Genomic DNA, 25,729 nt, shown 5'->3' on the forward strand with positions numbered 1-25,729 from the left:
TGTAAGGAGAGAGGACTTATTCATCCGAATATTATTAAAATAATTACAATTATTTCTAATATTTTTGTAGTATTAGGAATTATATTTTTAATTATGATGAAATTAATGTTAGCAATAGCAATGTTTGCCGTTTCATTAGCGATTAGTCTTGTTATTTTTAATGTATTATTTCGAGATCGTACGGGCATGAAAATTATCATTAATGTTTCATTTGCCATCGTTATTATCGCTATTATAGTTGCCTACAGTATTTTATCTAAATAAGACAGTTAGAGGAATTCCAATTTATGAAATATAGTAATCATTTACGTTTACCTACTTTACTTTTAATTATCGTACTCATAATATTAATTGTACTACTTTTTATCAATCATAAGGATATACTACGTAATGATCGAAGGTACAGTTTTCAAGAGGCTTTTCAAAAGCAAATTCAATCAGAGCAATTAAATACTATTGATAAAAATAATCAATTTGTTCTGGCAAATAATGATGAAGTAAAAAGGGCGATGAGTATATCTAAAAAAGATAATGACTTAAAATATATGGATATATCTAAAACAGTTCCAATGAATGAAGATGAGGTAAAACGTATACTTAAAAATAAAGGTATTTTAACAGGTCAGGCCCAAGCATTTTTAAAAGCCCAAGATAAATATCAAGTGAATATTATATATTTAATGAATCATGCAATAGTAGAAACAGCGAATGGTCAATCCGAACTTGCAAATGGTATTGAAGAGGATAATCATAAATATTTTAACTTTTTTGGAATTGGTGCATTTGATCAAGATGCCATAGCTACTGGTCATAGTTATGCTAAAGAACATAAATGGACAACACCAAGTGAAGCGATTATGGGCGGTGCGTCATTTATTCGTCATCAATATTTTGATAACGAACAAATTACGCTTTATCAGATGAGATGGAATCCTAAAAATCCAGGGTCTCATCAATATGCGAGTGATATTGAATGGGCAGACAAAATTGCAGATAATATGAAAAAAGATTATGAACGTTTAGGTATAAAAAAAGATAAGATACGTAGAAATTACTATATATCTAATAAATAGAGATATTGAGGTGTAATGGAATGAAAGTTGCAGTCATAGGTGCTGGTATCGGTGGTTTAACGGTTGCAGCGCTTTTACAAGAACAAGGGCATGAAGTTAAAGTTTTTGAGAGAAATTCTCATATTAAAGAAGTGGGTGCTGGTATTGGCATTGGTGATAATGTTTTAAAAAAACTCGGCAATCATGATTTAGCTAAAGGTATTAAAAATGCTGGACAAAATATAAAAGCATTAAATATTTATAGCGATAAAAATGATTTGCTTACATCTGTCAAATTAAAAGAAGAAACATTAAATGTTACATTATCTCGCCAGTCATTAATAGATTTGATACATTCATATGTAAAACCTAATACTATACTTACAGATTATGAAGTGACTAGAGTAGATGCTCAATCTGAACAAACGACGATTCATTTCTCGAAACATGCAAGTCAGACATTTGATTTATGCATTGGAGCGGATGGTATTCATTCAGCAGTTAGAAAAGCATTATTCAAAGATTCTAAAGTGATGTATCAAGGCTATACGTGCTTCAGAGGATTGGTAAAAGAAGCGGATATAATGAATCAAGATACAGCAGATGAATATTGGGGAAGAAGTGGACGCGTAGGTATTGTCCCATTAATTAATAATCAAGCATATTGGTTTATTACAATTAATGCAAATGAGAAAGATTCTAAATATGTATCGTTTGAAAAACCACATTTACAAGCTTATTTTAATCATTATCCTAATCAAGTGAGAGAATTATTAGATAAACAAAGTGAAACAGGTATTATTAAAAACGATTTATATGATTTAAAACCTTTATCTTCATTTGTACGTCATCGTACAGTCTTGCTAGGAGATGCTGCTCATGCAATGACACCAAATATGGGGCAAGGGGCAGGACAAGCAATGGAAGATGCCATTGTCTTAGCTAATTGTATCGCGTCTTATGATTTAGAAAAAGCATTACAGCGATATAATAAATTGCGTGTAAAACATACTAAAAAAGTAATACAGCGATCTCGAAAAATTGGAAATATTGCTCAAAAAGATAAAAAAATAATCGTAACATTGCGAAATTCTATCATGAAACGAATACCAAAACGATTGTTTAGTGGTCAAACTAAATTTTTATATAAAACGAAAGATGAATAAGGAGTTATCATAGAGTTCGTTATGAATTCTATGATAACTCCCTGTTTTATTTAACACTATTTTTTGTTGACAACGAATTGAGGTTCTTCACCATTTAATTTTTTAATTGTATCATTAGCTACAATTTTAGACATCATGTCACGAGCTTCAAATGTAGCATTACCGATATGTGGCGTAATTACTACGTTATCTAAAGATTTTAAGCCTTCAGTAATATCTGGCTCAAATTCATATACATCTAGAGCTGCTCCTTCAATATCTTTATTTTTCAATGCGTCAACAAGTGCTTGTTCATTGACAATAGGTCCACGTCCTGCATTTACTATATATGCAGTAGATTTCATTTTTTTGAACTGTTCTGAATCAATCATGTGGTGTAAATCTGGACTGTAAGCTGCATTGATTGTAATAAAATCAGAATGTTCTAATAAAGTATCTAAATCAACGTATTTTGCGCCAATTTTACGTTCTTTTTCTTTTTTTTGATGAGGACCTGTGTAAAGGATATCCATATCGAATCCTTTTGCGCGCTTAGCTACTGCGCTACCAATTTCTCCAAATCCTATAATACCAAGTGTTTTGCCTGAAACTTCACGGCCTCTAAAGAATAACGGTGCCCAACCCTCAAATCCTTTTGTACGGGAAAGTTTATCCCCCTCAACGATTCGACGAGCAACTGCTAGTACTAAACCAAATGTTAATTCAGCAGTTGCATCTGTAGATGCTTTCGGTGTATTTGTAACATCAATATCTTTGTCGCGTGCATAATCTACATCTACATTGTTAAATCCAGCACCATAATTAGCAATGATTTTTAGGTTTTTACCGCTATCAATCACTTCTTTATCTACATTAGTTGATAAAATGCTAATTAAAGCAGAAGCATCTTTGACGCCTTTTTTTAATGTTTCCTTATCAATGATACCTTCACCTTCATACATATCTACTTCAAAATGTTCTTTAAGTAGATTTAAACCTGCTTCTGGAATTTTACCAGCTATATATACTTTTTCCATCCATCTCACTCCTTTGTATTCTTTCAAACTAAGTATAATAAAAGAAAGATAGGGATACAAAGAATTCATATCAATAAAATTACTGTATCAATTTCAAAGCTATGACAGATATTAAGATTAAAGCAATACAAAAGATACGAATGAATTTTTTTGATTCATTATAGAAAATCATGCCTACAAGGGCACCTCCTGCAGTACCAATTCCTGTCCATATTGCATAGGCAGTTCCCATTGAAATCGATTGCATGGCTAGTTTTAAAGTGCTAAAGCTAAATATAAAAGTAATAGCACCTAATAGGATATATATTTTTTTATGTGTACGATTAAGTTCATTTAAGAATACAACGCCTAAAATCTCAAAGCAACCTGCAACTAAAAGGTATAACCACGACATTTTATTGACCTCCTTCAGATTGCTCATCTGTAGAAAGTTTTAATCCAATAATACCTATAATTAATAAAACGATAAATAATAACTTTATAAGAGAAAAAGTATGATTAATAAATAACATATCAATGATGACTGTTCCTACAGCTCCTATGCCAACAAAGACAGCATAAACTGTACCTACTGGAAGTTGTTTCGTAGCAGAAAGCATTAGATAAAAACTTAAGGCAATAAATAATATGGTAATCATCCATGTCAATACATTATGCGCATAATTTAGATAGGTTACCCATACAACTTCTATCAATCCAGATAAAATGACTTTTAACCACTGCATTACATCTATTACTCCTTATATTATTTTTATTAAGTAGGAATATTTTCTCAAATAATGAAGTGCTATGCAATTTTTGAAAAAAGTGATAAAGAATTCATTATGAATTCATTTTCTCACTTTAAGTTAACGATAGTATAATTTTAAGGATGATCTGAGACAATAAAATAGCGATTCTATTATATTTAAGTTATATCAATCTTAGATATTTATGATAAATGAATATAATTATAAGAACTTACTTCGCTTGCTGAAATTGTACGTGTGTCAGTTACGTATGCGCCACCAGTATAATTCATTTCTGAAATTGTAATGGATCCATCATTATTCATACTTTCTACATAAGCCACATGTCTTAAGCTTCCAGCTGTTGTTTGTAGAATTGAACCTGTTTCGGCATTGTGATTGACTGTGTATCCAGCTGCTGTTGTAGCATTTGCCCAGTTATTTGCGTTACCCATGTTGAACCAATAGCGCCATTTACTTTGTCATATACATACCATGTGCATTGACCAGCAGTGTAAAAGTTATTATTAGTTGAAGAGGTTGTCTTTGTTGATGTACTCGTTATACTTGTTGATTTTGAGGTAGATGATAGACTTGTCTGTTGTTGGTTGAATTGCTGTGTAGATTGGTGTTGAGTTAATTCTGCTGCGTCTGCATGATGTATAATTTAATCACGAAGCAGATGCTCCTATTCCTGCTGTTAGAGTCGATATTGTAATTATTTTTTTCATAAATAAAGTCCTCCTAAATACTATTCAACAATAGGATGATTTTAGTGATATGTTGAATATGTTTTTAAAATTGAATTGTTCCTGTTAACGACAATTCATACTTTAGCAGATAAAAACACATAATAGAGCATTGTTACTTTAACATAAATGAAACTCAAAATTTTTGAACAACTATGTAATAAAAGACAGTCTAATATTTCTAGTTGATATATTTCTTGGAAACTGCATTTTTCCTATATAAATTCTATTTTTAAATAATATCAATAGAATTTATATTACAATTTTTTGTGACAAACTTATTTTATTAAGATATATAATATGGATAAGCTGTTACAATTATACGGTATAGTTTGATATCATAATATTAATAGTGTTTGTAAAAATTAAAATTAGGCTATAGAATATAACAATACTATTTTGAAGATGCAGCATATATATCTGCATCTTTATTTTTTGAGAATACATTTTTAATGGATACTACTAAACATTCTATAAAGAGAAATGAGGAATTAAAATATGAAAATTGCAATCGTAGGATCGGGAAATGGTGCAGTAACTGCTGCAGTAGATATGGTTAATCAAGGTCATGAAGTTAAATTATATTGTCGCAACTCATCTATTAAAAAATTTGATAAGGCACTTGAAAAAGGCGGTTTTGATTTTAATAATGAAGGACAAGAAACTTTTGTGCCTTTTACAGATATTAGTGATGATATTGAATATGTATTAAAAGATGCAGAAGTTATACAAGTAGTGATTCCTTCTTCATATATTGAATATTATGCGAAAGTAATGTCTCATTATGTAACATCGGAACAAATTATTTTCTTTAATATCGCAGCAGCTATGGGATCAATTCGATTTATGAATGTATTAGAAGAACGACATATTAATATTCAACCTAAATATGCAGAAGCTAATACACTTACTTACGGAACACGTGTAGATTTTGAAGAGGCTCGAGTGGATTTATCTCTTAATGTAAGAAAAGTCTTTTTCTCAACATACAATAAAAGAGAGTTAAATGAATGTTTTGATAAAGTGAGTCAATTGTATCCACAATTAGTAAAAGAAGAAAGTTTGTGGAAAACGAATCTAGAAAATGGAAATCCTGAAGTTCATCCAGCTCCTACACTATTAAATGTAGGTCGTATAGATTATGCAGATACATTTGCATTATATAAAGAAGGTATCACAAAACATACAGTGCGACTTTTACATGCCATAGAATTAGAACGTCTAACTTTAGGACGTAAATTAGGATTTGAATTATTAACTGCTAAAGAAGCGCGTATTCAACGAGGTTATCTAGAACGTAAAGACGAGGATGAACCGCTAAATCGTTTATTTAATACAAGTCCTGTATTTTCACAAATTCCAGGACCGAACTCTGTAGAAAATCGTTATCTTACTGAAGATATCGCATATGGACTTGTATTATGGTCAAGTTTAGGACGTGAAATTGGTGTTGATACACCGAATATTGATGCAGTGATTACCATTGCTTCTACTATTCTTGAACGTGATTTCTTTAAAGAAGGATTAACAGTAGAAGAACTTGGCCTAGATAAATTAGGATTAAAATAAATATAATGTTTGGTATAGAAAAGAGGTCTTAAGAAAAAAGAAAAAGGAGCAGATATATGAAAAGAAAACCCACATTTTTAGAAGCAATATCTACAATTATTGTCATGGTCATAGTTGTTACAATTGGATTTATTAAATTTAATATCCCTATTCAAGTATTGTTACTTATCGCCTCAACCTACGCAGCCTTTATTGCTATGCGTGTCGGTTTAAAATGGAAAGACTTGGAAGAAGGAATTACACATCGATTGACAACAGCTATGCCTGCTATTTTCATTATTTTGGCTGTAGGTATTATTGTAGGTAGCTGGATGTACGCAGGTACTGTACCTGCATTAATCTACTATGGACTTAAGTTTTTGAATCCTAGTTATTTTCTAATTTCAGCATTTATTATTTCGGCTATATGTAGTTTAGCGACCGGGACAGCTTGGGGCTCTGCCTCTACAGCTGGGATCGCCTTAATATCTATTGGAAGTCAACTTGGTATAAATCAAGGAATGGCAGCAGGTGCAATTATTGCAGGTGCAGTGTTTGGAGATAAAATGTCACCTTTATCAGATACAACCAATCTTGCTGCACTCGTAACAAAAGTAAACATTTTTTCTCATATTAGAGCAATGATGCGGACAACCATTCCAGCATCAATCATTGGACTTATCGTATGGTTTTTTGCAGGATTAAACTCCCAAGGTAATGTAAATACAAAGCAAATAAAAGTACTTTTAAATGAACTATCTAGTATTTATAATATTAATTTTTTCGTATGGATTCCTTTAATTGTGATTATCATTTGCTTAATACTTAAAATTTCAACTGTTCCATCTATGCTTGTTTCAGCGTTGAGTGCTATTTTGATAGGTAAGTTTAATAATGGATTCAAATTTGTAGATGGTTTTAAAGCAACGTTTGATGGCTTTACATCATCTATGACTGGTCATTCTCATATCACCGAAAATGCAAAAACATTGATTGAACAAGGTGGAATGATGAGTATGACACAAATCATTGTGACCATTTTTTGTGGTTATGCCTTTGCAGGTATTGTAGAGAAATCTGGTTGTTTAGATGTAATGTTACAAACTGTCGCAAAAGGTGTTAAATCTGTTGGAACCCTTGTTCTTATTACTGTGCTATCGTCACTAATGTTGGTATTTGCTGCCGGTGTGGCGTCAATTGTTATTATTATGGTTGGAGTACTTATGAAAGAAATGTTTGAAGATATGAATTTAGATAGAAGTAATTTATCTCGTACATTAGAAGATTCAAGTACTATGGTTCTACCATTAATTCCTTGGGGCACATCAGGTATTTACTATGCGCAACAATTAGGAGTTTCAGTTGATCAATTCTTTATTTGGACAGTACCATGTTATTTATGTGCAATATTAGCAGTTATTTATGGTTTTACTGGTATTGGTATTCGAAAAAAACGTAATGAAAATTAATGTATAAATGTTTAATTCTTCTAAAAAAGGAGATAAGTATGGTTAAACTGTTGGTATGGATATATAGTAGCGATGCTATCTTTAAAAATGCTTAACCATAAATATCCTAAAAGATGAATTGACAGTGGGTTCAATTTTTGTAGTGAGAATTGAATCCATAAATAAAGAGAATAAAAATTAATAATATAAAAAAGCGTTCGAAACTATATTTTATGTTTCGAACGCTTTTTTAATTGTATGGTGCATTATTTTAACTAATGAATGTAGTTGTATGAAGCAGCTTCGTTTGCAGAAAGTGTACGAGATGTAACAACACCTACACCATGGCCATAGTTCATTTCAGAAACTGTAACAGAACCATCACTACCAACACTTTCAACGTATGCTACGTGACCATATGCACCAGCAGTAGATTGCATTACTGCACCAGCAGACGGACGATTATTTACTGTATAACCAGCAGCAGCAGCGGCATTTGCCCAGTTATTAGCATTGCCCCATGTTGAACCAATTTTACCTCCTACACGATCATATACATAATATGTACATTGTCCAGAAGTATAGTAGTTTCTACCTGAACTAGCAGAATTAGAAATTGAAGTACCATTTGATGAAGGTGCAGTTGTAGTTGTAACTTTTACATTTTTGTGTGAAGTAGAAGCAGCACCTAGACCACCAGTTTGTTGATTATTTGATGTATAAGATTGTGTAGTATATCCAGTATTTTGATTATTTTGGTATGTATTTGCATTATTGTAAGAATAGCTATATTGGTAATTAGAATGATTTAAACGATCTGGGCTCCAGTTACCTTTCCAAGTGTAATGATAGTTACCTTGTTGGTCGATAGTGTAAGAGTAGCTATATGAAGTAGGGTCATTTGGATTATAACCTTGTTCAGCTGCGTGAGCTTCATGTCCATGTCCAGCAATGGCAATTGTAGCAACTCCTGCAGTAGCGATTGTAGCTGTAGCGATTTTTTTCATTTTAAATTTCCTCCTGAGAATTAAATTAATTTAGTTTATATTTAATAGTCATTTGTTAACTTAGTCTATAAATCATTTGTATTCTTAAAGACAAAATTTACTTTATCAAAAAAAATGTAATTTGTGTGGAATGTTATTGATTTGTAATTTTTCGCTAATATTAGGAGGTATAAATTTGATTTTTAGTAATATTTTGTAATATAAAAAAATCCTATTACATCAGCCTTCCTAAGATAATATGAAAAAATCACTCATTTTTTTGTAATCTATTTGTAAAATAATAGAAAAAAAGAGTATAACGAAGTAATATAGCTAATTAATTATTTTTTATATAAGGGTTTAATTGATTATCTTTTTTAGGTTAATTAAGCAAGTTTATATTGGAAAACAGTGAAATCATACTATAAGATGATAAAGTGATAAAATAAGTTAAAATATTGCTACTGCTAATACCGAGATAAAACATACAATTGTATATGAAGATGGATCTTCGATACTTATGAATAAGTATTGAGTCGATAATTCAATAGAATTAAGTGATGAATACAGTGGAGAAATATCATTACTTATATCTTGTCTTTATATTACAAAAGAGAGGAAAGACGTATGATAGATAAATTTTCGGTAAAGCTTTTGAAGAATACGAGAATATTAAAACAAAAAGAATCTAATATAAAGCTTATATATTGGTTAAAAGGTTCTGGGAAGATTAATTTAGATTTAGATACATATACTATGAAAACTAGAGATTTCGTATTTATTATGTTAAATGATTTATATTCAATAGAAGGTGAATCCAATTCTGTTATAGCAATCATTGAGATTGATTTTAAAGATTATTTAAGATTTGCGGATGATTATATTAGACAAAAAGGTTATAAATTTTCTTCAATTGAACGAAAACAAATAGAATCATTTATTATTAATCTTCTTGAATTCGAGAGTCGAAAACCGAGACTTCCACATATAAGAGATAAATTAGTGAAACACTTATGTGTAGAATTAGGCTACATTCAACGAAAGCATCGTCATAACTATAAACTAGATAATCCACTTGTGGATGAAGTTCATGAATATATTATCGAGCATCACCATGAAAAGATTAATAAACAAGCATTGGCAAATTCTCTTGATATGTCTAATAAAGAGTTGAGTCAAGTGATTAAATTTCATACACCTTATCATAACATTCCTCAATATATTAATGATATTCGTTTAAAATTATGTTTGCTCGATATTTTGAGTAGTAATGAATTCATTCAAAATATTGCATACAAACATGGGTTCAATCACTTTCCAAGGTTTATAGCTCTATTTAGTAAAAAGTATGGAATGACGCCTGGTCAAGCAAGGAAAAAACAATTCGCTCCAATATATAAAACCACAGAAACGATTGAATTACCTTTAGACACTGAAGCACAGTCGCTTATTGCAGAGGCTAAAAGTAATTATCATACCTAAAAAAATGATAGAAAATCAGGACATAGAGAAAGAGTTGCTCATACTTAATATAAAGATAGGTTTACAACGCTTTTAAATTTTATCGCAATACTGAAGACTATCTTCTAGAATTGTTATAAAAATTGCGAGGTGACAAATATCATGAAAAAGAATGATATAGATGCACTGTTATTTTATCTTTTATTTTATAAAGCAGTAGATGAAATATTAAAATATTCTAAAAATCTGAGTCTTGAACATTTGAACATACTACATACTATCATTGAACATTATGAAATGTGTCAACAAGGCATGGATATTGAAACTTTAATGAAAAAGACGTATACATCGAAACGAAGTTTACTTTATCTTATTAGCCATTTATATCACGAAAATTGGATTTTTAAATTATATGATGCCAATGATCAAAGAAAACTGAGAATTATACCTATAGAAATGTATGAGAGAAAAATTAATCATTTATTACTAGACATTGGAGAAGTACTTGAAAATGCATACCTATTAATAGCAAGTGAGCATACATGTTATTATAAATTTGCTTATCTAATTACAATATATAATGCGTTGAATAAAATTAAAAGTAGTATTGAGCATTTTAACTTAACATTAAATGACTTGCTTATTCTAGGTATTATACGGTCTAATCAGCAGTATATATCATTAAAAACAATAAACTATTTTTCACGTTGTCAATCTGTAAATATAACTTTAGTAATTAAACGATTACAGCAAAGAGGTTATATCTTAAAGGAAAGGGATACTATAGATGAACGTAGAGTTTCAATTAAGTTAAACATGTCGAAATTAAACGAAATTGATGATATTTTAAATCAATGTAGTTGTGTATTAAAAAAGGAACTAGGAGTATAAGTAGATTATAAAAATGATTGATAACTAGCGAGCCTGGGACATTATGAGTTGTCTCAGGTATTTTTGTCATGTGTTAGTCAATGACTGAATTTAAATCCCTCCTAGACTAAGATTTTTCAATTCTAGTGATGTCGAAGTAAAGAGAATTTCAGCGAGAAAAGCTATACTCAATGGAAGCCAGAGAGAGACTAGCGTAGAATAGTGCAGTCAACATGAATGACGAGCCACACTTCAGTTATTTTAATTTAAGTTCCTAGTAGCTGGAATAATTATGTATAATTTAATTTGTCATATGACATTTTAATATATAATATCATTTTAATTTCATAAAAATATTGAAATATTATACTTAAATGTTATAAAATAATTTTTATAGCATAAGAAATGTTTAGTGTTGTAGTAGTTAGTATACATGAACCTTGTAGCAACTAGACGTACATCGGAGGAGTGGTTTAGAATATGGGACAAATTAAAGACATCAATGATTTAGTGAACGCAACATTTCAAGTGAAAAAGTTTTTTAAAGATATTAAGAAAAAATATAATTTAAATTATGAAGAAATTTATATTCTAAATTATATTGTTAAAAGTAAAACAGATGAAATTACTTCAAAAGAAATTGCAACCTATTCAGAATTTAAACCTTATTACTTAACTAAAGCATTACAAAAACTAAAAGATTTACAATTATTATCAAAAAAACGTAGTATACAAGATGAAAGAACAGTTATTGTTTATGTAACAAAAGAGCAACGAGAGAGAATTCATGCCTTAATTGCTGAATTAGAGAAATATATAAAATAGAATGATGAAGGGATAAAAGAGTGAGACAGAAAAGTTATTTTTTCTGTTCGCTCTTTTTTTAATTCTATTATATTATGCTAATCTGATGCTTTATATTATTAAAACCGAGTGTTAAACTATGATTAAATATATCAAATATTGAATAGGTGATAGTCATGTTAGATTCATTTTTAATTAGTAGTGATATTCAAAGAAAATGGATTGAAAAATTTAAGACAATTGAAGATACATTTAAACAAAGAGCAGCAGCAGAAGATATTGACTCTAAATTTCCATTTGACAATATAAAATGGCTTGTAGAGGAAGGTTATAGTGTGTTAACTTTACCTAAATCATATGGTGGAGAAGGTGCAACAATAGAAGATATGGTCGTTTTACAATCGTATCTTGGGGCTATAGATGGCGCTACAGCATTGTCTATAGGTTGGCATCTAAGCGTTATTGGCCAACTATACCAACAACACATGTGGAGTCAAACTATGCTTGATCGATTTGCAATAGAAGTAAAAAATGGTGCTCTTGTAAATAGAGCCGTAAGTGAGGCTGATACTGGTAGTCCTACACGTGGTGGTAGACCTGCAACACATGCAATAAAAACTAAAGATGGATATAAGCTAAATGGTGTGAAAACTTTTACTTCTATGAGTAAAGCATTGACACATTATATAGTTGCCGCATTTGTAGAAGATATTCAAGAAGTAGGATTCTTTTTAATTCCTAGAAACGCTAAAGGGCTAGAAATTGCCGATAATTGGAATATGTTAGGGATGCGTGCAACCGAAAGCCATGATTTAGTATTAAATGATGTTATAGTTCCATTTGAAAACTTCGTAGAAACGAAACATAAACCTCAACCAAATGGATGGATTCTACATATTCCAAGTGTATATTTAGGTATTGCTCAAGCAGCAAGAGACTATGCAATTGAGTTCGCTAAAACTCATTCTCCTAATAGTATTGACGGGACAATTGCTAAGCTACCTACTGTACAGCAAAATGTAGGGAAAATGGAATCACTCTTATTATCGGCCCGTCATTTCTTATGGAGTACGGCTAAAGGTTATAACCAATATAATGAAACACTTAATATTTGGAATGAAACATCTGCGAGTAAAATTTTAGTCATGAATCAAGGATTAGAAGTGGTAGATATTGCTATGCGAATAGTAGGTGCGAAAAGTTTGGAAATGGATCGTCCATTACAACGCTATTATCGTAATATGCGTGCTGGTTTACATAATCCACCTATGGAAGATGCGGCGTATACGAATATTGCAAAATCTGTACTTGATTTAATGTAAAATTTATTTTCTATTTATAATACGTTTAAAGATAGCTATGATTACTTATAATGTAGTCATAGCTTTTTTATCATAATTTTTGGAGGGGTTTAATGACTAAACTATATTTTAATCATGATGGCGGTGTTGATGATTTGATCTCACTTTTTTTATTATTACAAATGGACAATATTGAATTAGTAGGTGTCAGTACGATAGGTGCAGATTGTTATTTAGAACCTTCTTTAAGTGCTTCATGTAAAATTATAAATCGTTTTTCAAATTTATCTATCGATGTAGCACCTTCATACGAGAGAGGGGTTAATCCTTTTCCAAAAGAATGGAGAATGCATGCCTTTTTTATGGATGCGCTTCCTATTTTAAATGAGGAATGGATTGGTAAACAATCTGTAAGAAGTACATTTGAAGCCTACGAAGATATTATAAATGTATTAAATAATACCAAAGATAAGGTAACTTTATTGTTTACTGGTCCGTTAACCGATTTAGCTAAAGCAATCAAACACGATAAAGAAATAGTAAACAATATTGAAAAATTAGTTTGGATGGGAGGTACATTTTTGGAAAAAGGAAATGTAGAAGAACCCGAACATGATGGCACAGCTGAGTGGAATGCTTTTTGGGATCCTGAAGCGGTTAAAACAGTATTTAATACACCAATAGAGATAGAGATGGTAGCGTTAGAAAGCACAAATCAAGTACCATTGACACCAGCTATTCGTCAAATGTGGGCAAATCAACGTCAGTTTATAGGAGTTGATTTTTTAGGAGTCAGTTATGCAGCTGTCCCTCCTCTTACTCATTTTGTCACGAACTCTACTTACTTTTTATGGGATGTATTGACGACTGCTCAAATTGGAAGAAAAAGTTTAACGCATTCAATTGAACTTAAAGTAGATGTACATACAAAAGGACCCAGTCAAGGACGTACATATAAGTGTAATCATGGGCGTTTAGTTCGAGTAGTTAATCATGTAAATCATGATGAGTTTTTTGAATATATCACTGATTTAGCTAAAAAAGTGATTTAATAAATATTAATGTAAACTTTTTGTATAAAACAGTTTACATTAATGGTATAATTTTCTTCATAAAAAGGAGGAAATAGAATGAGTACAAAGAATTTAGTATATACAGCATTAATGACTGCAATTATTTGTATTTTAGGTCTAGTGCCTGGCATACCGTTACCATTTATGCCTGTACCCATTGTATTACAAAATATAGGTATATTTTTAGCAGGTATCATATTAGGTCGTAAATATGGCACACTAAGTGTTATTATATTTTTATTATTGGTAGCTACTGGATTACCATTGCTATCAGGCGGGCGTGGTGGAATAGGCGTATTTGCCGGATCGTCAGCAGGATTTTTATTTTTATATCCAGTAGTGGCGTATCTAATAGGTTTAGTAAGAGATCGATTTAGAGATCATATTAATTTCTTCACATTATTTATCGGTATACTTGTGTTTGGTGTTTTATTATTAGATATAGTAGGAACAATTATTATGGGATTCATTATACATATGCCTGTAAGTAAAGCATTTTTATTATCTTTTACATTTGTTCCTGGAGATATCATTAAAGCGATTATTGCGAGCTTAATTGGTACAACATTACTTAATCACTCACGTTTTAAAAATTTGGTATAATAGCATAAAATATACATAATTAGGTGAGGGTGCTATGACACAAATAACAATGAAGCAGATAAAAGAAGAAGGAGAAGTATATTTAGAAGATGAGTTTAAGATTATATATTTAACACCTTCCGAACCACTGACTTATCATATGAATAAATGGAAATATAAAGTGTTACCCACTATAAACCAATGGTATTCAGATATAGAGAAACAGTGGGAAATGCACAAACGTCAGCAGTCTTCTCATCTAGCTTTTACGTTTCCAGAAAATATGACACCTAATGTAACTTGGTTAGAAGCGATACGTAATAAAGGATTTCAATTAGGACTATTTGAATTGTATGCTATAGAAAGTGACATACTAAAACAATTCAATAAAAATAGCCATGTCGATATTGAACCGGTAACTAAAAATAATATGGAAGACTATTTAAATATTTATAATGAATTTTCAAAACCATATGGAGAAATGTTTGTTAAAGAAAATGAATTACGTACGAAAAAAGCAATATTAAATGGAGAAGATAATATAAATCGTATTGTTGCATATTATTGTCAAGAGCCAGTAGGAATCTTAGATGCAATTGTGACAAATGATACAATTGAAATTGACGGATTTGGTGTGATAGAAACTTATCAACACAGAGGTATTGGTACTACAATGCAGTCCTATGTAGGCGATTTAGCTGAATCTCGTCCAGTTATTTTAGTTGCAGATGGTGACGATACGGCAAAAGATATGTATATTAAACAAGGTTATATTTTCCAAAGTTTTCAATATCAAATTATTAAAGAAGATGTAATGTAAATAAAATCAAGGAGTGAAATGTGAATTTATAATACATTCTATTTCACTCCTTTTACACGTTCTGGATGACTATAAATATTAAAAGAACCGTCTCTAATAAAGCCAATAGCAGTAATATTTAAATCTTGTGCAAGCGTGACTGCCAATGTTGTAGGCGCAGATTTTGATAAAATAACACCAACACCGATTTTAGCGGCTTTCAACAAAATTTCAGATGATATCCGACCACTAAAAATCAAGACTTTGTTTCTAACAGAAATACGATGAGAGAGACAAAAACCATAAAGTTTATCTAAAGCATTATGTCTGCCTATATCTTGACGATGTTCAAAAAAAGTTTCTCCATCGCTAATTGCAGCATTATGCAGCCCACCGGTTTGCTTAAATAATGTACTTGCACTTTGCAAACCCGTCATCATATTCAAGATTTGACGTGGTGTTAATACAATATTAGACATTGATGTTTTAGCAACCGCTGCGTCATTTTGAAAATAAAATTCACGACTCTTTCCGCAACATGAGGCGACCATGCGTTTTGTAGAGTATTTGAACCGATCTCCTAAAGTCTTAGTCAATTCTACATGAGCAAAGCCTTTACTATCATCTATTTGTAAAGAATGAATCTCTTCTTTTTTATAAATAGCACCTTCAGAAGCTAAAAATCCTATTACTAATTCCTCTAAATGTGTTGGACTGCAAATGACGGTCGCAAACTCTTTGCCATTCACCATAATTGTTAAAGGGAATTCAGTAACATAGCTATCTTTAGTATCAATTAATTTTCCATTTTCATATCTAATAATTGATTGATTCTGTTGAACATCTTTGTCCATACTTATCCCCCCTAGATTTATCTCTACTCTATACTTTAGCATTTATCAAAAAATAGTGCTTTTAATTTTTGCAATATATTATTAACTTCAGTAAAACTTTTCAAAATAATGAAATAGCGTATAATATTTATTTGAAACGGAGGTATTATATTTTATGAATATAAAACGTTATTTAGCAATTTTAATGGTAGTTATCACAATATTAGCCACAGGATGTTCAAGTACAAAAGATAAAGAGGATCATAAACAGGCTAAGAACGATACAAATAATGATAATCCTAAAGTAGAATTAAAAATTTCTGCAGCAGCCAGTTTGAGTGATGTAAGTAAAGCATTAAAAAAAGAATTTGAGAAAACACATAAAAATGTAAATATTACATTTAATTATGGGGGATCAGGTGCGTTAAGACAACAAATTGAAAAAGGTGCGCCAGCTGATGTCTTTATGTCTGCCAATACAAAAGATGTGGATTTACTGAAAAAGAATAATCAAGCACATGATACATATAAATACGCACATAATCAGTTGGTATTGATTGGTGATAAAAACAGTGATCAAGCTTCAGTAAAAGATTTAAAAGGCAATGAAAAATTAGCTATTGGTGAAGTGAAAACTGTACCAGCAGGTAAATATGCGAAACAATATTTAGATGATCAAAATTTATATAACGATGTAAAAGATAAAATTGTATATGCGAAAGATGTTAAACAAGTATTAAATTACGTTGAAAAAGGTAATGCACAAATGGGATTTGTATATGAAACTGATTTATATATAAATAATGAAAGAACTGATAAAGTAAATGAAATTAAAAAAGCTGATTTGAAAAAAACTATCACTTATGAAGCAGGCGCGACATCAGATAATAAACTTGCTAAAGAGTGGATGGAATTCTTAAAATCTAAAAAAGCGAAAGATATTTTAAAAGAATATCATTTTGAAGTATAGGGAGATGACATATGCCTGATTTAACACCTCTATGGATTTCTATTAAAGTAGCGCTTATCAGTACGATAATTGTCTCTATATTAGGAATCTTTATTTGTAAAATGTTATATAAAAGAAAAGGGCATGCAACTAAATTCCTTGAAAGCTTAATATTATTACCAATTGTTTTACCACCAACAGTTCTAGGATTTATACTTATTATTATCTTTTCACCTAGAACATTTGTAGGACAATTCTTTCAAAATATACTTCATTTACCCGTAGTATTTACAATGACAGGTGCAGTAATTGCATCTGTCATTGTTAGTTTTCCACTGATGTATCAACATACTATACATGGTTTTCGAAGTATTAATCCTAAAATGCTAAATACTGCACGAACAATGGGAGCAAGTGAACGTAAAATTTTTTATCGTTTAATTCTATCATTATCTAAACGTTCAATTATAGCGGGTATTATGATGAGTTTTGCGAGAGCTATTGGAGAATTTGGTGCAACATTGATGATTGCAGGATATATTCCTAACAAAACTAATACACTACCACTTGAAATTTATTTTTTAGTAGAACAAGGGAAAGAAAATCAAGCGTGGTTATGGGTACTTGTACTCGTTGCATTTTCTATTACAGTCATTAGTGTGTTGAATTTTGCGAATCGTGATAAATCACAGGAGGTAGACTAGGTGTTACAAATTAAATTACAACATCAGTTAAAACAATCATTAATTCATATTAATATTGAAGATACAAAAGCTAAAATTTACGCAATACAAGGTCCCTCTGGCATTGGAAAAACAACAATATTAAATATCATTGCGGGTTTAAGACAGCCAGATGAGGCATATATCAATATTGATAATAATGTATTAGTGGATACTAAAAACCATATTAATGTAAAGATTCAACAACGCGAAATTGGCTATTTATTTCAAGATTATCAACTATTTCCTAACATGACTGTTTTACAGAATATTACATTTATGGCTAAACACTCTAACCATATTGATGAACTTATTCGACGATTAAATATTAGTCATTTAATGAATCAGTTTCCGATGACACTATCTGGCGGGGAAGCTCAACGTGTAGCACTTGCCCGAACTTTAAGTACGAAACCAAGTTTAATACTGCTTGATGAACCTTTTTCAAGTTTAGACGATGCGTCTAAAGATGAAGGAATACATCTAGTTAAGCAAATTCATAAAGAATGGTGTATACCTATCATTTTTGTGACGCACTCTAATTATGAAGCAAAAGTATTAGCAGACGAAATTATTCAAATTAACTAAATAGGAGTAGGGTATCAAAATCTAGACCATTTTAGATTTCTGTCCTACTCCTATTTAGTTATAATAAAAAGAAGAGAGAATTTTGAGAGAGGTTTCAAATCATGACTCAAGAACGTTATTCAAGACAAATTTTATTTAAAAATATTGGAGAACATGGACAACAAAGCATTCATCAGAAACACGTATTTATTGTTGGAATGGGGGCCTTAGGTACACATGTAGCTGAAGGACTAGTTCGTGCTGGAATTCGAGAGTTGACTATTGTGGATAGGGACTATGTTGAATATAGTAATTTACAAAGACAGACATTGTTTACAGAAAGTGATGCAGATCGCATGTTGCCAAAAGTTGTAGCTGCACAATATCACTTGAAACATATTCGTTCTGATATAAAAATAAATAGTTATGTTGAACATTTAGATGTTCATTGTTTAGAACAAAATGCAATAACTGTAGATTTAATTATTGATGCAACTGATAATTTTGAAACAAGACAGATAATCAATGATTTTTCTTATAAATATCGCATTCCTTGGATTTATGGTGGAGTAGTTCAAAGTACCTATGTAGAAACAGCGTTTATTCCGGGGATAACGCCATGTTTTAATTGCTTAATGCCTCAATTACCAATTATAAATCTCACATGTGATACTGTTGGTGTGATTCAACCAGCCGTAACTATGGCAACAAGTTTTCAATTACGCGATGCTTTAAAGATATTGATTGGTCAACAGCTTCCCGCAAAGTTGACATATGGAGATATTTGGGAGAATACACATTTTTCTTTCGGTTATAGTAAAATGCGCCGTGATGATTGCCCTACTTGTGGTACTCATCCTAGCTTTCCGTATTTATATACTCATCCAACTTCATATGCAACATTGTGTGGTAGAGATACAGTGCAATATGAAAATAAAGACATTACAAAAAAATTATTAATTGATTTTCTTACAAAACATGATATTCGTTATCGTGAAAATCAATATATGTTAGTATTTGAATTTAAAAAACATAGAATTGTATATTTTTCGGGCGGACGAATGTTGATTCACGGTACAACTAAAAAGTCTGAAGCAATACAGTTAATCAATCAATTATTTGGATAAGGGGAGAATGATGATGATGCATCAACATGAAAATAAAGAAGTACAAAAAAAGATTCAATGTGCAGTGCTAACAGTTTCTGATACACGAAATAAAGAAACAGATAAAGGGGGGCAATTAGTTCAAGAATGTTTAAAAGAACTGAATATAGAGGTTATAAAAGAACACTATAGCATCGTTAAAGATGACAAGGTAGATATTCAATCTCAAATTGACGAATGGCTAGCATCAGATATTGATGTCATTATAACGACTGGAGGTACAGGTATCGCACAACGTGATGTGACTATAGAAGCGGTACAACCACTTTTAGATAAAGAGATCGAAGGATTTGGAGAACTCTTTAGATATTTAAGCTATACGGAAGATGTAGGAACAAAAGCACTTCTCTCAAGAGCTTTATCAGGTACAATTATGAATAAATTAATCTTTACTTTACCAGGTTCAACAGGGGCAGTGAAGTTAGCAATGACTAAGCTCATTATTCCTGAATTAAATCATATGGTGTATGAACTCAATAAATAAAATAGTCATAAAGAGCATTGTAAATCATAGGTTTCCCTAATTGAAAAAGCTACTTATGACTATCATAATGGAAGAACATATAGATTAATCTAATTGACGGTGATAATCTCCAGATTTGCCTCCAGATTTTGATTCAAGGTATGTGTTACCAATTATCATTCCTTTATCAACTGCTTTTGTCATATCGTATATCGTGAGAGCAGTAACTGAAGCGGCAGTTAATGCTTCCATTTCAACACCTGTCTTACCTGTTGTTGAAACTGTAGCAGTAATGTTTAGTTGATAGTGGCGTAGTGTGTTCGTCTGATTCCAAGAGAATTCAATATCTATACCAGTTAGTGGTAACGGATGACACATTGGAATAATTGTTGATGTATTTTTAGCAGCCATTATACCTGCAATTTGAGCAGTATTAAGTACATTACCTTTTTTATTTGTGTTGTCAATAATTTGATGGTAAATTGTGTCATTTACTGTGATGCTTGAATGAGCTTTAGCAACGCGTTTTGTAATATCTTTATTGGAAACATCGACCATTTTCGCATTACCTTGATGATTGATATGTGTAAAATTTGACATAAATAGCCTCCTATAGAAATATTTAAAAAATCCTAACATTTAGATAAAGTTATAAAAAATATTGTTAATTAATAAATCGCTATATTACTGAGATTATAAAATAGTATATCATGAATTTATTGTGTAAATGGAGTTGATAAAATGGTAGTCGAAAAAAGAAAACCAATACCTGTAAAGGAAGCAATTGAACGTATTGTAAAACAAAAAATATATACTCAGCAAAGTAACATAACATTAGAGAAGAGTTTAGGATATGTCTTAGCAGAAGATATTGTAGCAACTTATGATATACCACGTTTTAATAAGTCCCCTTATGATGGGTTTGCTATAAGAAGTGAAGATTCGGCTGGTGCTTTTTCAAAAAATCGTAAAACATTTAAAGTAATAGATCATATTGGTGCAGGAACCGTGTCTCATAAAACTGTGGGAGAAAATGAAGCAGTCCGTATTATGACAGGCGCTCAAATTCCTGATGGTGCAGATGCAGTAGTTATGTTTGAACAAACTTTGGAAAATGGTGATACATTTACTATTCGAAAACCTTTTGAAAAGAATGAAAATGTGTCGCTTAAAGGAGAAGAAACTAAAACTGGAGATATCGTCTTAAAAAAAGGACAGGTTATTAATCCTGGAGCCATTGCAGTACTAGCTACCTATGGTTATATGGAGGTGCCGGTGTTTTTAAAACCAAGTATTGCAGTGATTGCTACTGGAAGTGAATTATTAAATGTAGACGAAGAATTACAACCAGGAAAAATTAGAAATTCTAATGGGCCAATGATTCAAGCATTGGCTGATAAAATGGGATTAACAGTTGAAGTTTATAATATACAACGAGATGATTTGGAAAGTAATATCCAAGTGATCACAAAAGCAATGAAACAGCATGATATAGTTATTACTACTGGAGGCGTTTCAGTAGGTGATTATGACTTTTTACCTGAAATATATAAAGCAATTCAAGCAAAAGTGTTATTTAATAAAATAGCGATGCGTCCTGGAAGCGTGACAACTGTGGCAGTTGCAAACAATAAGTATTTATTCGGATTATCAGGTAATCCATCTGCTTGTTTTACTGGATTTGAATTATTTGTTAAACCAGCAGTTCAACATATGATGCAAGCGAAAGCAGTTTATCCGCAAATTGTGAAAGCAACATTAATGGACGATTTTACTAAAGCAAATCCATTTACAAGATTTATTAGAGCAACTGCATCTTTCACTCATAATTGTGCAACAGTGGTTCCATCTGGTTTTAATAAATCGGGTGCTGTAATAGCAATTGCACATAGTAATGCAATGATTATGTTGCCAGGAGGGACAAGAGGATTTAAAGCTGGCCACACTGTAGACGTTATTTTGACTGAATCAAATGTTTTCGAAGAGGAACTGTCATTATGATTTTACAAATAGTCGGTTTTAAAGATTCGGGTAAAACGACTTTGTTACAACAATCTGTTACATTTCTAAAATCGCAAGGCTATCACATTGTGACGATTAAACATCACGGACATCATGAAGATGATATTACACTTCAATCATCTAATGTAGATCATATGAAACATTTTGAAGCTGGTGCAGATCAGAGTATTGTTCAAGGGTTGGCTTATCAACAAACAGTAACTCGTAGAAACCAACCATCGCTTGAACAGCTGATAAGAGAAAGTGTAACTATTAGTTATGACGTTATTTTAGTTGAAGGATTTAAAAATGAGAATTATGACAAAATAGTGGTATATAACAACAAAGAGGAATTAGAAAAACTGAGACTTCTTACACGTGTTAAATATTTTTATAATTATAATAATGAGAATGCTTTAAAAGACTATGAACAATGGTTACTAAACTGGTTGAAACAAAAGGATGAATATAAAAATGAAACAATTTGAAATCGTGACAAATCCAATTGAACCTGATCAATATAGAACATTCACTTTAAATGAACATCAAGGAGCTATTGTTGTATTTACAGGTCATGTTCGTGAATGGACTAAAGGAGTAAAGACAGAGTATCTTGAATATGAAGCTTATATTCCAATGGCTCAAAAAAAAATAGAACAAATTGGAGAAGAAATTACACAGCGTTGGCCAGGAACAATAACAACTATTGTACATCGCATTGGTCCTTTACAAATCTCTGATATTGCAGTATTGATTGCTGTCTCTTCGCCGCACCGTAAAGATGCTTATCGTGCAAATGAATATGCGATTGAAAGAATTAAAGAAATTGTGCCGATTTGGAAAAAAGAGATTTGGGAAGACGGCGCAAAGTGGCAAGGACATCAAAGAGGAGATTATGGTCAAGTGACTAAAGGAGAGGGTTAAATGGAAGTATTATATTTTGCAGAAATAAAAGAAATATTAAAAATGAATTCAGAAGATATTGATTTAATAGAAGATATTACTGTAGAAACATTTAAAGAGTTATTATTTGAACGTCACCCATCCATTCGTGATAAAAAGTTTCAAGTAGCAGTAAATGAAGAATTTGTTCAACTTAATGATATCGTAAAGCAAGATGACGTTGTTGCGTTAATTCCTCCAGTTAGTGGAGGTTAAATATGAAAGCAATTATTCTAGCTGGTGGGCATTCTAAGCGTTTTGGTAGACCTAAGGCTTTTGCGTGTATTCATGGACAAATGTTCTATAAACGAATTATTAACACACTAAAAGAAACTAATTTATTTGACGAAATTATTATAAGTACAAACCGACAACTTAAGAATAAATTTGAGCATAAAGATATTATGATAGATGAAGAAGCACATGCAGAGAAAGGCCCGTTATCAGGAATCTACACAGTTATGAAACATTATAGTAATGAAGAATTGTTTTTTGTGGTCTCTGTAGACACTCCTATGATTACAAAAGAAGCAATAACTCAGCTATATCAATTTGCAATTTCACAGCGTATTGAACGTCAAGTTGATATAGTAGCTTATTCAGACAATGACAAAACTATACCGACCATTGCTTTTTACAGTCGTCGAGTCTATTCGAATATTGAGAAAGCACTCAATTCTAATGATTATAGCTTACGGCATGTTTATAAAAATGTGGTAACATGCTTTCTAGATACTAAAGAGGTTCAGCCTTTAAAAAATTGGTCTAAAAATATTAATTATCAAGATGATTTGAATACTTTACTTCATCAGATTAATGATTAAAGGAGGAACACGTTAATGACGATCCAAATTAAAGACAAATTAGGACGTCCTATAAGAGATTTACGAATTTCTGTAACAGACCGTTGTAATTTTAGATGCGATTATTGTATGCCAAAAGAAATATTTGGTGATGATTTTGTTTTTTTACCTAAAGATGAATTGCTTACATTTGATGAAATTACAACAATTGCTAAAGTTTATGCTGAATTAGGTGTAAAAAAATTAAGAATCACTGGTGGAGAACCCTTATTACGACGTGATTTATATAAATTAATTGAAAAACTCAATCATATTGAAGGTATTGAAGATATTGGTATGACCACTAATGGCTTACTATTAAAAAAACATGGTCAAAAGTTGTATGATGCAGGCTTACGTAGAATTAATGTAAGTTTAGACGCGATTGATGATGAAATGTTTCAAACAATCAACAATCGTAACATTAAAGCCTCTACTATCTTACAACAAATTGATTATGCGGTATCTATTGGATTTCATGTAAAAGTAAATGTAGTTATACAAAAAGGGATTAATGATGATCAAATCTTACCTATGATTGAATACTTTAAAGATAAACATATTCAAATAAGATTCATTGAATTTATGGATGTAGGAAATGATAATGGTTGGGATTTTAGTAAAGTAGTCACGAAAGAAGAAATGCTATCCACAATTGAAGAAGAGTTTGATATAGAACCACTTCCGCCTAAATATTTTGGAGAAGTTGCCACATATTATAGACATAAAGATAATGGAGCACAGTTTGGTCTAATCACAAGTGTCTCAGCTTCATTTTGTTCAACTTGTACAAGGGCTAGGCTATCGTCTGATGGGAAATTTTATGGATGTTTATTTAGTGTGGTTGATGGTTTTGATATCAAATCGTTATTGCGTAGTGGTGCCACACACCAAGAACTAAAAGACACACTTATTTCATTATGGCAAGCACGTGATGATCGATATTCAGATGAACGGACAGAACAAACAGTAAAAAATCGACAACGAAAGAAAATTAATATGAATTATATTGGTGGTTAATCTATGCGAAAGCAAATGATAAGGATATGTGATATCATTTATTTCTGTATTTTAATTTGATAGTATCTTTAATTAATTTTAATAATTACAAAGTAATTTATATTAATCACTAAATAGATATAAATTAATATTTGTAATAGATTAAATTGTGTATATGTTATATAATTAAATTAAGCAATTTTATTATATTATGTATTTATACAACTTAGAATCAACTTTGGAGGCATGTACTATGAATAATAAAGTGACACGCTTTATTGAAGCGGAAAGAGAACTTAGTCAATTGAAACATTGGTTAAAAACGACATATAAAATTTCTATTGAAGAATTTGTTGTTTTATTTAAAGTTTATGAAGGTAAAAAAATTAGCGGAAAAGAGTTACGTGATACATTACATTTTGAAATGTTATGGGATACAAGTAAAATTGACGTAATTATCCGCAAGATTTACAAAAAAGAATTAATTTCTAAATTACGTTCTGAAACAGATGAAAGACAAGTATTTTATTTCTTTAATGCATCTCAACAAAAAGTATTAGATAAAATGAAGAATGAAATTGAAGCTATTAGTATTGCAAATTAAATAAATAGAGCATCTCTATGATTCATTATAGAGATGCTCTATTTATTTATAAGAAAGT

At 31.0% G+C, this 25,729-nt stretch carries 30 protein-coding genes and 1 pseudogene; 24 read left to right on the forward strand and 7 right to left on the reverse strand.

Annotated features, from left to right (window positions below):
- The first annotated feature begins 93 nt into the window (after window positions 1-93).
- The 3 genes from AC2FB1_RS04300 to AC2FB1_RS04310 are packed head-to-tail and all read left to right on the forward strand — an operon-like array spanning window position 94 to window position 2,218.
- Complete coding sequence (locus AC2FB1_RS04300) at window positions 94-264, forward strand: hypothetical protein (protein WP_490674057.1); 171 nt, start codon at window positions 94-96, stop codon at window positions 262-264.
- A gap of 23 nt (window positions 265-287) precedes the next feature.
- Window positions 288-1,073, forward strand: coding sequence for an N-acetylglucosaminidase (locus AC2FB1_RS04305; protein WP_490674059.1), 786 nt, complete (start codon window positions 288-290; stop codon window positions 1,071-1,073).
- A gap of 20 nt (window positions 1,074-1,093) precedes the next feature.
- A complete protein-coding gene (locus tag AC2FB1_RS04310; RefSeq protein WP_490674060.1) occupies window positions 1,094-2,218 on the forward strand; it encodes an FAD-dependent monooxygenase in 1,125 nt (374 codons plus the stop codon).
- Window positions 2,219-2,274: 56 nt separating this feature from the next.
- Here the strand turns inward: AC2FB1_RS04310 and AC2FB1_RS04315 are convergent, their stop codons facing one another.
- The 4 genes and pseudogenes from AC2FB1_RS04315 to AC2FB1_RS04330 form a co-directional block, all read right to left on the reverse strand.
- Window positions 2,275-3,234, reverse strand: a complete 960-nt coding sequence (locus AC2FB1_RS04315) for a 2-hydroxyacid dehydrogenase family protein (protein ID WP_490674061.1) — start codon at window positions 3,232-3,234, stop codon at window positions 2,275-2,277.
- A 79-nt stretch (window positions 3,235-3,313) separates the two neighbouring features.
- Entirely contained in the window at window positions 3,314-3,628 is a 315-nt protein-coding gene (locus AC2FB1_RS04320; protein WP_490674062.1) for a DMT family transporter, read from the reverse strand.
- Window position 3,629: 1 nt separating this feature from the next.
- Window positions 3,630-3,959: a DMT family transporter gene (locus AC2FB1_RS04325; RefSeq protein ID WP_490674063.1), complete on the reverse strand. Its 330-nt coding sequence runs from the start codon at window positions 3,957-3,959 to the stop codon at window positions 3,630-3,632.
- A gap of 206 nt (window positions 3,960-4,165) precedes the next feature.
- Window positions 4,166-4,693: pseudogene (locus AC2FB1_RS04330) on the reverse strand (CHAP domain-containing protein).
- Between the two features lie 516 nt (window positions 4,694-5,209).
- On the opposite strand from AC2FB1_RS04330, the gene AC2FB1_RS04335 reads away from it, so the two are divergent.
- Window positions 5,210-6,280 (forward strand): NAD/NADP octopine/nopaline dehydrogenase family protein, encoded by a 1,071-nt coding sequence (locus tag AC2FB1_RS04335; RefSeq protein ID WP_490674064.1) that lies wholly within the window; start codon window positions 5,210-5,212, stop codon window positions 6,278-6,280.
- 56 nt (window positions 6,281-6,336) lie between these two features.
- On the forward strand, window positions 6,337-7,728 hold the full coding sequence (nhaC, locus tag AC2FB1_RS04340; RefSeq protein WP_490674065.1) for a Na+/H+ antiporter NhaC: 1,392 nt from the start codon (window positions 6,337-6,339) through the stop codon (window positions 7,726-7,728).
- 254 nt (window positions 7,729-7,982) lie between these two features.
- Here nhaC and AC2FB1_RS04345 read toward each other — a convergent pair whose 3' ends face one another.
- Window positions 7,983-8,714 (reverse strand): CHAP domain-containing protein, encoded by a 732-nt coding sequence (locus tag AC2FB1_RS04345; protein WP_490674066.1) that lies wholly within the window; start codon window positions 8,712-8,714, stop codon window positions 7,983-7,985.
- A 633-nt stretch (window positions 8,715-9,347) separates the two neighbouring features.
- Here AC2FB1_RS04345 and AC2FB1_RS04350 point away from each other — a divergent pair.
- From AC2FB1_RS04350 to AC2FB1_RS04380, 7 genes are all read left to right on the forward strand, one after another.
- The gene (locus tag AC2FB1_RS04350) at window positions 9,348-10,175 is read left to right on the forward strand and encodes a helix-turn-helix domain-containing protein (RefSeq protein ID WP_490674067.1); all 828 of its coding nucleotides are present in this window, start codon (window positions 9,348-9,350) and stop codon (window positions 10,173-10,175) included.
- Between the two features lie 141 nt (window positions 10,176-10,316).
- The gene (locus AC2FB1_RS04355; protein WP_490674068.1) at window positions 10,317-11,045 is read left to right on the forward strand and encodes a transcriptional regulator, SarA/Rot family; all 729 of its coding nucleotides are present in this window, start codon (window positions 10,317-10,319) and stop codon (window positions 11,043-11,045) included.
- A gap of 459 nt (window positions 11,046-11,504) precedes the next feature.
- Window positions 11,505-11,849, forward strand: coding sequence for a transcriptional regulator, SarA/Rot family (locus AC2FB1_RS04360; RefSeq protein WP_490674069.1), 345 nt, complete (start codon window positions 11,505-11,507; stop codon window positions 11,847-11,849).
- 155 nt (window positions 11,850-12,004) lie between these two features.
- The gene (locus AC2FB1_RS04365) at window positions 12,005-13,150 is read left to right on the forward strand and encodes an acyl-CoA dehydrogenase family protein (RefSeq protein WP_490674070.1); all 1,146 of its coding nucleotides are present in this window, start codon (window positions 12,005-12,007) and stop codon (window positions 13,148-13,150) included.
- Between the two features lie 92 nt (window positions 13,151-13,242).
- Window positions 13,243-14,181: a nucleoside hydrolase gene (locus AC2FB1_RS04370; RefSeq protein ID WP_490674071.1), complete on the forward strand. Its 939-nt coding sequence runs from the start codon at window positions 13,243-13,245 to the stop codon at window positions 14,179-14,181.
- A gap of 78 nt (window positions 14,182-14,259) precedes the next feature.
- Window positions 14,260-14,805 (forward strand): biotin transporter BioY, encoded by a 546-nt coding sequence (locus AC2FB1_RS04375; RefSeq protein WP_490674073.1) that lies wholly within the window; start codon window positions 14,260-14,262, stop codon window positions 14,803-14,805.
- A 34-nt stretch (window positions 14,806-14,839) separates the two neighbouring features.
- On the forward strand, window positions 14,840-15,604 hold the full coding sequence (locus tag AC2FB1_RS04380; RefSeq protein WP_490674074.1) for a GNAT family N-acetyltransferase: 765 nt from the start codon (window positions 14,840-14,842) through the stop codon (window positions 15,602-15,604).
- A gap of 38 nt (window positions 15,605-15,642) precedes the next feature.
- Here the strand turns inward: AC2FB1_RS04380 and fdhD are convergent, their stop codons facing one another.
- A complete protein-coding gene (fdhD, locus tag AC2FB1_RS04385) occupies window positions 15,643-16,437 on the reverse strand; it encodes a formate dehydrogenase accessory sulfurtransferase FdhD (protein WP_490674075.1) in 795 nt (264 codons plus the stop codon).
- 154 nt (window positions 16,438-16,591) lie between these two features.
- Between fdhD and modA the strand changes: the two genes are divergently transcribed.
- From modA to AC2FB1_RS04410, 5 genes are all read left to right on the forward strand, one after another.
- Window positions 16,592-17,386, forward strand: coding sequence for a molybdate ABC transporter substrate-binding protein (modA, locus tag AC2FB1_RS04390; RefSeq protein WP_490674076.1), 795 nt, complete (start codon window positions 16,592-16,594; stop codon window positions 17,384-17,386).
- A gap of 11 nt (window positions 17,387-17,397) precedes the next feature.
- On the forward strand, window positions 17,398-18,069 hold the full coding sequence (gene modB, locus AC2FB1_RS04395; protein ID WP_490674077.1) for a molybdate ABC transporter permease subunit: 672 nt from the start codon (window positions 17,398-17,400) through the stop codon (window positions 18,067-18,069).
- Window positions 18,070-18,675, forward strand: a complete 606-nt coding sequence (locus tag AC2FB1_RS04400) for an ATP-binding cassette domain-containing protein (RefSeq protein WP_490674078.1) — start codon at window positions 18,070-18,072, stop codon at window positions 18,673-18,675. It abuts the gene before it with no gap.
- A 101-nt stretch (window positions 18,676-18,776) separates the two neighbouring features.
- Window positions 18,777-19,781, forward strand: a complete 1,005-nt coding sequence (locus tag AC2FB1_RS04405; RefSeq protein WP_490674079.1) for a ThiF family adenylyltransferase — start codon at window positions 18,777-18,779, stop codon at window positions 19,779-19,781.
- Between the two features lie 16 nt (window positions 19,782-19,797).
- The gene (locus tag AC2FB1_RS04410; RefSeq protein ID WP_490674102.1) at window positions 19,798-20,304 is read left to right on the forward strand and encodes a MogA/MoaB family molybdenum cofactor biosynthesis protein; all 507 of its coding nucleotides are present in this window, start codon (window positions 19,798-19,800) and stop codon (window positions 20,302-20,304) included.
- Between the two features lie 84 nt (window positions 20,305-20,388).
- On the opposite strand, the gene moaC is transcribed toward AC2FB1_RS04410, so the two are convergent.
- Window positions 20,389-20,883 (reverse strand): cyclic pyranopterin monophosphate synthase MoaC, encoded by a 495-nt coding sequence (moaC, locus tag AC2FB1_RS04415; protein ID WP_490674080.1) that lies wholly within the window; start codon window positions 20,881-20,883, stop codon window positions 20,389-20,391.
- A 141-nt stretch (window positions 20,884-21,024) separates the two neighbouring features.
- On the opposite strand from moaC, the gene AC2FB1_RS04420 reads away from it, so the two are divergent.
- The 7 genes from AC2FB1_RS04420 (at window position 21,025) to AC2FB1_RS04450 (ending at window position 25,671) form a co-directional block, all read left to right on the forward strand.
- Complete coding sequence (locus AC2FB1_RS04420) at window positions 21,025-22,284, forward strand: molybdopterin molybdotransferase MoeA (RefSeq protein ID WP_490674081.1); 1,260 nt, start codon at window positions 21,025-21,027, stop codon at window positions 22,282-22,284.
- Window positions 22,281-22,772, forward strand: a complete 492-nt coding sequence (gene mobB, locus AC2FB1_RS04425; protein ID WP_490674083.1) for a molybdopterin-guanine dinucleotide biosynthesis protein B — start codon at window positions 22,281-22,283, stop codon at window positions 22,770-22,772. The genes AC2FB1_RS04420 and mobB overlap by 4 nt, the downstream gene beginning before the upstream one ends.
- Entirely contained in the window at window positions 22,759-23,208 is a 450-nt protein-coding gene (locus tag AC2FB1_RS04430) for a molybdenum cofactor biosynthesis protein MoaE (RefSeq protein ID WP_490674084.1), read from the forward strand. The genes mobB and AC2FB1_RS04430 overlap by 14 nt, the downstream gene beginning before the upstream one ends.
- Entirely contained in the window at window positions 23,209-23,442 is a 234-nt protein-coding gene (gene moaD / locus AC2FB1_RS04435) for a molybdopterin converting factor subunit 1 (protein WP_490674085.1), read from the forward strand.
- A 2-nt stretch (window positions 23,443-23,444) separates the two neighbouring features.
- Window positions 23,445-24,050: a molybdenum cofactor guanylyltransferase MobA gene (gene mobA / locus AC2FB1_RS04440; protein ID WP_490674086.1), complete on the forward strand. Its 606-nt coding sequence runs from the start codon at window positions 23,445-23,447 to the stop codon at window positions 24,048-24,050.
- 15 nt (window positions 24,051-24,065) lie between these two features.
- Window positions 24,066-25,088, forward strand: coding sequence for a GTP 3',8-cyclase MoaA (moaA, locus tag AC2FB1_RS04445; protein ID WP_490674087.1), 1,023 nt, complete (start codon window positions 24,066-24,068; stop codon window positions 25,086-25,088).
- 232 nt (window positions 25,089-25,320) lie between these two features.
- Window positions 25,321-25,671 carry a SarA family transcriptional regulator gene (locus AC2FB1_RS04450; protein ID WP_490674088.1) on the forward strand — a complete coding sequence of 117 codons (351 nt, stop codon included), beginning with the start codon at window positions 25,321-25,323 and terminating at the stop codon, window positions 25,669-25,671.
- Window positions 25,672-25,729 lie beyond the last annotated feature (58 nt).

The sequence above is a fragment of the Staphylococcus sp. CoH_129_LAB_1 genome (assembly GCF_058191515.1).